At 67.7% G+C, this 9716-nt stretch carries 12 protein-coding genes and 1 pseudogene; 9 read left to right on the top strand and 4 right to left on the bottom strand.

What is annotated here, in order from left to right; translation table 11 throughout:
• Nucleotides 1–78: 78 nt before the first annotated feature.
• Nucleotides 79–393, bottom strand: coding sequence for a co-chaperone GroES (locus tag FE811_RS23860; RefSeq protein WP_036759641.1), 315 nt, complete (start codon nt 391–393; stop codon nt 79–81).
• A gap of 306 nt (nt 394–699) precedes the next feature.
• Between FE811_RS23860 and FE811_RS23855 the strand changes: the two genes are divergently transcribed.
• Nucleotides 700–1167, top strand: coding sequence for a hypothetical protein (locus FE811_RS23855; RefSeq protein ID WP_036759639.1), 468 nt, complete (start codon nt 700–702; stop codon nt 1165–1167).
• An 8-nt stretch (nt 1168–1175) separates the two neighbouring features.
• Here FE811_RS23855 and FE811_RS23850 read toward each other — a convergent pair whose 3' ends face one another.
• A complete protein-coding gene (locus FE811_RS23850) occupies nt 1176–1394 on the bottom strand; it encodes a hypothetical protein (RefSeq protein WP_036759637.1) in 219 nt (72 codons plus the stop codon).
• A gap of 212 nt (nt 1395–1606) precedes the next feature.
• Here FE811_RS23850 and FE811_RS23845 point away from each other — a divergent pair, with 212 nt between their 5' ends.
• From FE811_RS23845 to FE811_RS28455, 3 genes are all read left to right on the top strand, one after another.
• The gene (locus FE811_RS23845; RefSeq protein ID WP_116222798.1) at nt 1607–2074 is read left to right on the top strand and encodes an Hsp20 family protein; all 468 of its coding nucleotides are present in this window, start codon (nt 1607–1609) and stop codon (nt 2072–2074) included.
• A 71-nt stretch (nt 2075–2145) separates the two neighbouring features.
• Entirely contained in the window at nt 2146–2364 is a 219-nt protein-coding gene (locus FE811_RS28460; RefSeq protein ID WP_244295319.1) for a hypothetical protein, read from the top strand.
• 13 nt (nt 2365–2377) lie between these two features.
• Nucleotides 2378–2656: an Hsp20/alpha crystallin family protein gene (locus FE811_RS28455; RefSeq protein WP_244295317.1), complete on the top strand. Its 279-nt coding sequence runs from the start codon at nt 2378–2380 to the stop codon at nt 2654–2656.
• Between the two features lie 70 nt (nt 2657–2726).
• On the opposite strand, the gene FE811_RS23835 is transcribed toward FE811_RS28455, so the two are convergent.
• On the bottom strand, nt 2727–3851 hold the full coding sequence (locus FE811_RS23835) for a YihY/virulence factor BrkB family protein (RefSeq protein ID WP_116222797.1): 1125 nt from the start codon (nt 3849–3851) through the stop codon (nt 2727–2729).
• A gap of 240 nt (nt 3852–4091) precedes the next feature.
• Between FE811_RS23835 and FE811_RS23830 the strand changes: the two genes are divergently transcribed.
• The 5 genes from FE811_RS23830 to FE811_RS23810 all read left to right on the top strand — a co-directional run bounded on the left by FE811_RS23830 (nt 4092) and on the right by FE811_RS23810 (nt 8238).
• Complete coding sequence (locus FE811_RS23830) at nt 4092–4874, top strand: MauE/DoxX family redox-associated membrane protein (RefSeq protein WP_116222796.1); 783 nt, start codon at nt 4092–4094, stop codon at nt 4872–4874.
• A gap of 94 nt (nt 4875–4968) precedes the next feature.
• Nucleotides 4969–5445: a carboxymuconolactone decarboxylase family protein gene (locus FE811_RS23825; RefSeq protein ID WP_244295315.1), complete on the top strand. Its 477-nt coding sequence runs from the start codon at nt 4969–4971 to the stop codon at nt 5443–5445.
• A complete protein-coding gene (gene sigJ / locus FE811_RS23820; protein ID WP_116222795.1) occupies nt 5435–6328 on the top strand; it encodes an RNA polymerase sigma factor SigJ in 894 nt (297 codons plus the stop codon). The genes FE811_RS23825 and sigJ overlap by 11 nt, the downstream gene beginning before the upstream one ends.
• A gap of 174 nt (nt 6329–6502) precedes the next feature.
• The gene (locus tag FE811_RS23815) at nt 6503–7036 is read left to right on the top strand and encodes a type 1 glutamine amidotransferase domain-containing protein (protein ID WP_116222794.1); all 534 of its coding nucleotides are present in this window, start codon (nt 6503–6505) and stop codon (nt 7034–7036) included.
• Nucleotides 7037–7176: 140 nt separating this feature from the next.
• Nucleotides 7177–8238, top strand: a complete 1062-nt coding sequence (locus tag FE811_RS23810; protein ID WP_116222793.1) for a DNA topoisomerase IB — start codon at nt 7177–7179, stop codon at nt 8236–8238.
• Nucleotides 8239–8460: 222 nt separating this feature from the next.
• Here the strand turns inward: FE811_RS23810 and yghU are convergent.
• A pseudogene (gene yghU, locus FE811_RS23805) lies at nt 8461–9335 on the bottom strand (glutathione-dependent disulfide-bond oxidoreductase).
• Between the last annotated feature and the right edge of the window lie 381 nt (nt 9336–9716).

Here is a 9716-nt window from a genome sequence, read left to right as displayed (position 1 = left end):
GAACTTAACTTCTTTCGCAGCCATCTGGCTCACTCCTTCCTGAGCAGCATTCTTGGGTTGGATCCTGGGGAACGGCCGTCAGGCGGCCTTTTTCGCGCTGGCCGGGGCCTCGATCACGCCCAGCACGTCGCTTTCCTTCATGATCAGCAGATCCTCGCCATCAAGCCGGATCTCGGTGCCCGACCATTTTCCGAACAGGATGCGGTCGCCGGGCTTGACGTCCAGCGGGTGCAGCGTGCCGTTTTCGCTGCGCGCACCCGGACCCGCGGCCAGAACCTCGCCTTCCTGAGGCTTTTCCTTGGCGCTGTCGGGAATGATCAGCCCGCCGGCCGTCTTTTCCTCGGCATCGATGCGGCGGACCAGGATACGGTCGTGGAGTGGACGGAACGTCATATCGTTCTCCTCATGGACAAACAGATTGCGAGAGGTTCCTCCGCACCGGCCAAGCGACCGGCACGGGGCTTGCGCGACCCGGATGGCATCGCGCGTGAGAGGAATTGGCACGCAGGACGGCGGTTTCAAGGGGTGGCGCGAAAAATTTCGGCACTCGCCGAAGACGGCTGCCAACACATGAGGTTTGCGTGCAATATCGAGTGATTTCAGCTGCCTCGGATCCATGCAGGGTCTTGACCTGCAGCGGGACTGCGCCAAACTTTTTATCATGGAATGGTTTCGTTCAGACTGATGCCGAGGGGTTTCATGACGGACACGTATATCTCTGCCGCCCGCGACCTGGTGATCGAGGGGATGCGCGAAAGCCAGGTCGCCCTGTCGTCGGAGCTGGAATATCACCTTGCCTCGACGCTGGCGCGCTACATGCATCGCCCGATCGCGCCCGACCGCCTGACCGTCCGGCTGATGGACGCGGCGCAACGGCGGGCGCACCGGGGCGAGTCGCGCCAGATCGGGGACGAATGCCTGATCTCCTGCGCCTTCTTCGCGGCGCGGCTGACGCGGCGGGGAGGCTCCATCGTCCATTATGCCGGGCTGGGGCAGAGCGCCTATGAGATCGCGGGGATGCCGGACGTGGCGCTTGGCTTTCCCGACATGCTGGATGTGCTGCAGGCCAGCGGCCCGCATGTCGAGGACCGGCCCGCCCCCTCGAGGGAGGGCGAGGGCGAGCCGGAGAGCAGGATCCTGCTGCTGTCGCCCAGGTTCCGGCACTGAACCCGGCGCTATTCCTCGGGGTCAGGCTCGGCCGCCTCGAGGATGGCGAGCAGCTCGGCGACGCGGCCCTGGGGCAGGGGGCGGCCCTCGTCGATCATGGCCTCGTCGGCATGCAGCCAGCCCCAGGCCTCGGCCAGTTCCTCGGCCGTCGCATCCGTCCGGCTGATCTGGGCGATCAGCGTCTCGTCCACCGGCCCCAGAACAGCCCTGATGTCCTCAAGTCGCATGGCTGTCTCCTGTGATGTTCCTGCGGTTCGTCCCTGTCAGATAGGGGCTTTGCGGGCGGGGAAAAGGGGCGGCGCGCGCCCCCTTGAACCGCCATGCCCTCGCCCTAGATCGTGACTCGCCGGAAGCCCTTGACGGGTCCGGCATGCCGGACGGGCGCCCAGCCCTGCCGGCAGAACGCTTGTACCCATGTTGCTCAACGGAGGATGTGGCTATGAGAACCACTTTCGATTTTTCCCCGCTCTACCGGTCGAGCATCGGTTTCGACCGGATGCTGGACGCGCTCGAGGCCGCGAGCCGCGTCGAAACCATCGACACCTGGCCGCCCTACGACATCGCCAAGACCGGCGAGGACGACTATCGCATCGCCATGGCGGTGGCGGGTTTCTCGCCCGACGAACTGGCCATCACGCAGGAACAGACCATGCTGGTCGTGTCGGGCCAGAAGGCCGGCGAGGACAAGGCCGAGTATCTGCATCGCGGCATTGCCGAACGCTCCTTCCGCCGGCGCTTCCAGCTGGCCGACCATGTGAAGGTGACGGGGGCCGAGCTGCAGAACGGCCTGCTGACCATCGACCTGCGGCACGAGATCCCCGAGGAGATGAAGCCGCGCCGGATCGAGATCGCGGCCAGACCCCGGACCGAGCCGAAACGGATCGAGGCCGGGAAAGAGGCCGCCTGAGCCTGTCCGCCACGCAAACGGCGCCGGGCACCGCCCGGTGCCGGACCCGTTGCCCAGAAAGGAGGAAAATCATGAACGTCCGTGATCTGATCCCCTGGAGCCGCAACGGCGGCAACCAGCTTCCCACCGCTTTCCGCGAGGGCGACCGCGATCCCTTCCTGTCGCTGCATCGCGAGGTGAACCGGCTGTTCGACGACATGTTCCGCGGCTTCGGCGCCGGGCTGCCGTTCCCTTGGCGCGGCCCCCGCATTCCGGGGCGGCTGGCCGAGCGTCGAGATCTCCGACAATGAAAAGGAGATCACGGTGACGGCCGAGGTGCCGGGCCTTGAGGAAAGGGACATCGAAGTCCTGCTGGATGACGGCGTGCTGACGCTGAAGGGCGAGAAACGCTCGGAGGTCGAGGACAAGGACCGGCAATTCTCGGAACGCTTCTACGGCCGTTTCGAGCGCCGTATCCCGCTGGGCGCCGAGATCCGCGAGGACGAGGTCGATGCGCATTTCAGGAACGGCGTGCTGACCGTGACCCTGCCGAAGACGGAAAAGGCGCAGGCGCAGGTCAAGCGCATCGCCATCAAGGGCTGAGCCATCGGCGGGGCGTCGGCCCTCGCCGCCCCGCCCTTGCCGGAATGGGCTGCCCCTGACCCCGGCCGGATCACCTTCTGCGCTGTCCCGTCATGCGGATTGCCGCGCGCAGGGCCAGCGCCGATGCCAGCAGCAATTCCCGGCCCGGCGAGACCTGGTCCGGCGAAACCTTGTCGGGCGAAAGGGGCGCGGCCTTTCCCGCTGCGCCTGCCCTTGCGCCGTCGCGATGGTCCATTCCCGGCGGCGGCGTGTCCGCCTTGACCGCGCCGCGCCGGCCCATCGGCTGCGGCGCGCCCGTGGTGGTGTCGCGGGCGGTCTGCTGTTCGATCTCGGCATTCAGCTCGGCCCCGGCCAGGACCACATAGGCCGAAAGCCACAACCAGGTCAGCAGGACGACGACGCCGGCCAGCGTGCCGTAGGTCTCGGTATAGCGGGCGAAATTGCTGGCATAGAGCGAAAATCCCAGCGAGGCGGCGATCCAGACGCAGACCGCCAGCGCCGCACCCAGGCTGAGCCACCGCCATTTCGCCGCCTTGCGCGCCGGGCCGAAGCGATAGATCACCGCCAGCCCCAGCACCCCGGACCCCGCCAGGATCGGCCAGGCGATCCACGAGATCGCCGCCTGCACCCCGTCGCCCAGATGCAGCAGCCCGGCGGCCAGGGGCAGCACCACGATCAGCCCGATGGCGACGGTCAGGCCGACCACCAGCCCCAGCGTCAGCGCAAATCCGGTCAGGTAAAGCCGCAGCAGGCCCCGCGTCTCGTCCTCGTCATAGGAGATGTTCAGCCCCTCGATCAGCGTCATCACCCCCTTCGTCGCGCCGTAGATCGCGACCGCCAGGCCCGAGATCGCGAGCAGCCCCGTCTGCGTGCCGCCGTCCGTCACCTTGACCAGCTGGTCGCGGATGATCCCGGCGGCATCCGGCGGCAGCAGGGTGAAGATCCGCTCCATCGTGCTGCCCAGATCGGCCGGATCGAGGACCAGCCCGGAAATCGCCACCAGCGCCGCGATGGCCGGGAAGATGGCGATGAGGCCGTAGAAGGCGATGCCGGCGGCGACCACGCCGACATGATCCTGGGCGATCTCGGCCCGGACCCGCCGGAAGATCTGCCTCCAGCCGGGCAGGGGGATCCCGGCGGGGGTTTCGGCGGCATGGCCCAGATCGTCGGCAAGGCGGGCACCATCTGTCGGCATCGGGGAAACCTCGTCCAGTTCGGGATGATCCAGGCGGAACGCGGCAAGCGGCCGCTTGGGTCCAGGGTTCGTTCTGCCGGCGAAAGCTGGGCGTCGTCTATCGATCCCGCGCCAAGCGACATGGCCGCATGCCGTAGCGGTCGTGGAACCCCTGGCCGCGCGGCAGATTGGTTTCAGGCGAGGACTCATCCCAAGCATGATCGCCAAACTGCGGCCCGGCGATCCCGAAAGGAGAAGATCATGGCAAATGTCCCGAAACGCGCCGCGCTTTACCGCATGGTGACGGCGGACCATATCTGTCCCTGGGGGCTGAAATCGCTCGACCTGCTGAAGCGCCAGGGCTACGAGGTCGAGGACCACCACCTGACCTTGCGATCCGAGATCGACGCCTTCCAGGCGCGGCACGGCGTCGAGACCACGCCCCAGGCCTTCATCGACGGCAAGCGCATCGGCGGCTACGACGATCTTCTGGCCTTCTTCGGCAAGGAGGTGAAGGACAGGGACGCGCCGACCTACCGGCCCGTCCTCGCGCTTTTCGCCATGGCCGCGCTGATGGCCCTGGCGACCAGCTGGGCGGCCTTCGGCAGCCTACTGACGGTGCAGGCCGCCGAATGGTTCGTCGCCATCGCCATGTGCCTGCTGGCGCTGCAGAAGCTGAAGGATGTCGAGGGCTTTTCGACCATGTTCCTCAACTACGACCTGCTGGCGCGGCGCTGGGTGCCCTATGGCTACGTCTATCCCTTTGCCGAGGCGCTTGCCGGGGTGCTGATGATGGCCGGGGCGATGATGTGGCTGTCGATCCCGGTGGCGCTGTTCATCGGCACGGTGGGCGCGGTTTCGGTCTTCAAGGCGGTCTATGTCGACGGGCGCGCGCTGAAATGCGCCTGCGTCGGCGGCGACAGCAACGTGCCTTTGGGCTTCGTCTCGCTGACCGAGAACCTGATGATGGTCGCCATGGCGCTGTGGATGCTGCTCAAGCCCGCGGGCATCGGGCTGGGCCATGGCGCCGCGCCGGGAATGTGAGGCGGTGCCCTGGCCGCGCAATGCAGGCGGCACCAACCCGCCCGCCTGTCACAAACCCCGCCGCCATCTCGTCATGGTTCTGCAGGAAGCATTGATGGAGAAACCAACCATGACCGCACGTCTCGACTATTTCAAGGCGGCGCCCGCGGCGATGAAGGCGATGCTGGCGCTGGAGACCGCCAGCCGCCAGCTTGCGATCCCCGCGGCCCTGCGCCAGCTGGTGAAGATGCGCGTGTCGCAGATCAACGGCTGCGCCTATTGCCTGGACATGCACGCCCCCGAGGCCCGCGAGGCGGGCGTGCCGCAGCAAAAGCTGGACGTGCTGGCGGCCTGGCGCGAAAGCCCGGCCTTCTACGCCCGCGAACGCGCCGCCCTCGGCTGGGCCGAGGCGCTGACGCGGCTGGAGACGACGGGCGCGCCGCAGCGGGACTACGACGCGCTCGCCGCGCAGTTCGGCGAGGCCGAGCGGGTCGAACTGACCCTGGTCATCAACGCGATCAACGCCTGGAACCGCTTTGCGGTGGGGTTCCGGTCGCAGCATCCCGAACGGACCTTGGGCGATGGAAGCTGACCGGCATGCGCAGATCTTCCAGGGCCAGCGCCGCCGCCTGGCGGGGCTGGCCTATCGCATGACCGGCTCGGTCGCCGATACCGAGGACATCGTGCAGGATGCCTGGCTGCGCTTTGCCGGGCAGGATCTGCGCACCATCGAGCGGCCGTCGCGCTGGCTCGGCGCGGTGGTCACGCGGCTTTGCCTCGACCACCTGAAATCCGCGCGGATGCGGCGCGAGACCTATGTCGGCGCCTGGCTGCCCGAGCCGCTGGTCGAGGACGCCGCGGCGGGGGCCGAGCAGCAATGGATCGTGACCGAGGACGTCGGCATCGCCCTGATCCTGACGCTCGACGCGCTGTCGCCCGAGATGCGCGCGGCCTTCATCCTGCGCGACGCCTTCGACTACGATTTCGAGGAGATCGCCGCGGTGGTCGGCCGCAGCCCGGTCGCCTGCCGGCAGCTCGTCTCGCGTGCGCGGCGCAGGCTGGCGGGGGCCGCGCCCGCATCCTCCGTCCAGCCCGACGAGGCATTGCCCATCGTCACCGCCTTCTGGCAGGCCAGCCGACAGGGCGACATGGAGGGCCTGCTGCGGCTTTTCGCCGAAGAGATCGAGGTCCATACCGATGGCGGCGGCAAGGTGCCCGCGGCCATCAACGTCCTGCGCGGGCGGCGGCGGGCGGCCGGGTTCTTTGCGGGCATCGCGCGCAAATGGCCGCATGCGGCCGATGCCGTCCCGCACCTGTGCCGGATCAACGGCTCGCCCGGCTTCGTGCTGGTCAAGCCGGGGGGCGTGGTGCAGACCACGGCGCTGGCGATCCGGGAGGGCCGGATCGCCGCCATCTGGATCATGCGCAACCCCGAGAAGCTGCGGCACCTCTCGCCGCGGGTCATCGCCGGCTAGGGCCGAAGGCCATGCCGCCGCGACGCGCGGATCGGCCGGACGCCGCCTCTGGGGACAGGCTCGGGCACGCCTGTCTGCCCGTTTCCCGCACGGCCAGGAACATCCTGCGGGTTTCCTTGTTGCCTACCCGTTGCCGTTGAAGGCGTGAACCCTGCAACAGGAAAGGACCATGACATGCGCAAGATTGCCGATGCCCGGATTCTCATCCTCGCCACCGATGGATTCGAGCAATCCGAACTGGAAGTTCCGCGCGACCGGCTGAGCGAGGCGGGCGCGACGGTCGAGATCGCCTCGCCCGGCGGGGAAAGCATTCGCGGCTGGCAGGGCGAGGATTGGGGGCAGAGGGTCCATGCCGACCTGGCCCTGTCCTCGGTCGATGCCTCGGCCTATGACGCGCTCGTGCTGCCCGGCGGCCAGATCAACCCCGACAAGCTGCGCATCGAGCCAGGGGCGGTCGACCTGGTGCGGCGCTTTCACGACGAGGGCAAGATCGTCGCCGCGATCTGCCACGGCCCCTGGCTGCTGGTCGAGGCGGATCTGATCCGGGGCCGCAAGGTGACATCCTACAAATCCATCCGCACGGACCTGGTGAATGCGGGCGGGGTCTGGGTCGACGGCCAGGCGGTGACGGACGACCGCATCATCACCGCGCGCAGCCCGGCCGACCTGGATGCCTTCTGCGACGCGATCCTGGCCGAGCTTGGCTGACGAGGGGCAGGGCGGATCGCGCGCGGTCTTGGCCGTCCCGGAAGCCTCGCCGTCCTGGCCCCGCAACCATCCGCGCAACCATCCGCGCAACCATCCGCCCCGACCGGCGTTGAGCCCGCGACCATCAGCCGGATCACCAGATGCCCAGGGACACGCCCGCCCCTTCGGACCCCGTCGCGGCCGCGAAACAGGCCGGGCTGGTGCATGTCAGCGACGACATGCCGGGGATCACCCGCATCCGCGCGGGCAAGGGGTTTTGCTATCGCGATCCCCAGGGCCGGCGGATCACCGACAATGCCGAGCGCAGGCGGCTGGCGGCGCTGGCGGTGCCGCCGGCCTATACCGACGTCTGGATCTGCCCCGATCCGCGCGGCCATATCCAGGCCACCGGCAGGGACGCGCGCGGGCGCAAGCAATACCGCTACCACCCCGGTTTCCGCGCCTTCCGCGACAGCGCCAAATACGATCACATGCTGGCCTTTGCCCGGCTTCTGCCCAGGATCCGCGCCTGCGTCGCGCGCGACATGGCGCTGCGCGGGCTGCCTGAGCAAAAGGTGCTGGCGACGGTGGTGCATCTGCTCGAGACCACCATGATCCGCGTCGGCAACGGCGACTATGCCCGCCGGAACCGGTCGCACGGGCTGACCACCTTGCGCAGCCGGCATGTCAGGCTGGAGGGCAACCAGCTGCGGTTCCGCTTTCGCGGCAAGGGCGGCAGGGAATGGGACCTGGGCATCCGCGACCGCCGCGTGGCCCGGATCGTGCGCAGCATGCAGGATCTGCCCGGCCAGGCCCTGTTCCAGTATCTGGACGAGGAGGGCGCCCGGCAGAAGATCACCTCGACCGACGTGAACGACTATCTGCGCCGGATCTCGTGCAGCGAGGTAACGGCCAAGGATTTCCGCACCTGGACCGGCACGGTCCTGGCCGCGCTGGCCCTGTCGGCATATCCCGCCTGCGAGAGCCAAGCGGCGGCGAACCGCAACATCCGCGAGGCCATCGAAACCGTTGCCGGCCATCTGGGCAATACGCCGGCGATCTGCCGCAAATGCTATGTCCACCCCCGGATCATCGAGGCTTACCTGGCTGGCGAGCTGAAGCTGGGCCCCTGCCGCAAACCCGCCGGCGACCCGCAAAAGCCGGGGCTGCGGCACGAGGAAAGGCAGGTGCTGAATTTTCTCGGCCGCCGGCTGCGCGCCTGACCCGGACATTCGCGGGACAGGCGCGCGAAGGCCGCGGCCGTCGGGACCGCGACCTCCCAGCGCCGCGCGGCGAGGACGCGGCCCTTCCCGGCGCGGCGCTTTGGCCGAGGGGCGGCAGGACGGATTCCCACCCTGCAATCCGGATGTTCGGTCCGCCCGCGCAACAGACCCACGCAGCGTCTTTGGAAAAGCCCGGCGAGAACCGGGCCTTTCATGCGCGGCTCAACCCTCGGCCTTGTCGCCGATCTTGTCCTGCGTCCTGGTCAGGAAATCCGCGGCATCGTGGCGTTCCCAAAGCTGCCTGGCCGGATCGCCCGAGGTCTTGTTGACCATGATGCCGCGCCGAACCGCGGGACGCGCGGCGATCTCGTCCTGCCAGCGCCGGACATGGCCATAGATCCCGGCATCGAGGAAGGTCGCCGCGTCGCCATAGACCTTGCCCGCGATCACCTGCCCATACCAGGGCCAGATCGCCATGTCGGCGATGGTATAGTCCTCGCCGGCCATGAAGCGGTGATCGGCCAGGTGCCGGTCCAGCACGTCGAGCTGGCGCTTGACCTCCATGGTGTAGCGGTCGATGGCATATTCGATCTTGACCGGCGCATAGGCGTAGAAATGCCCGAAGCCGCCGCCGAGGAAGNGGCCGAGCCCATCTGCCAGAACAGCCAGTTCAGCGCCTCGGTCCGCGCCGCCGGGTCACGGGGCAGGAAGGCGCCGAACTTCTCGGCCAGGTAAAGCAGGATCGAGCCGGATTCGAACACCCGCCGCGGCGGCGCGACCGAGCGGTCCATCAGCGCCGGGATCTTGGAGTTGGGGTTCACCGCGACGAAACCGCTGCCGAACTGGTCGCCGTCGCCGATGCGGATCAGCCAGGCGTCGTATTCGGCGTCGAAGCCGGCTTCCAGCAATTCCTCCAGCATGATCGTGACCTTCTGGCCGTTGGGCGTGGCCAGCGAATAAAGCTGCAAGGGATGCTTGCCGACCGGCAGGTCCCTGTCATGCGTCGGCCCGGCGATGGGACGGTTGATGCTGGCGAACTCGCCGCCGTTTTCCTTGTCCCATGTCCAGACCCTGGGCGGGGCATAGTCGTCGCTCATGATCGCTCCTGTCGCTGCATGGCCCCAGGATGCGGGGGATGGGGCCGGACATCAACCGCGGCCGGGGACAACCGGAAGATCCCGCCCACAGGTTTCCAAAAAATAGAACAAAACATATGAAATTATATAATTGTGAGCATGATCCGGCTTGGATACGTTAGGGAAACCGCATGAGGAGGCTTGCGGTAAGGCGATATTCAGTCAGCGCGCAGCGGCGGCATCCGGTCGGGCATGTCGGGGCAACCCGGCATCCCTTCGCGGCCGGTCGCCTGGGCGATGGCGGTTAGGGAGGATGAATGCAGCACGCCGTGCGTCTGGATAATGTCGACATCAGTTTCGGCGGGACGGGAAAAACTGAGAATGGCGGTGCGAAATTAGTCC

It is taken from the genome of Paracoccus sp. FO-3 (genome assembly GCF_006386455.1).
GTDB lineage: Bacteria > Pseudomonadota > Alphaproteobacteria > Rhodobacterales > Rhodobacteraceae > Paracoccus > Paracoccus versutus.
The sequence above is the reverse complement of the archived record's forward strand: the minus strand, read 5'-3'. Positions and strand labels throughout refer to the sequence as shown.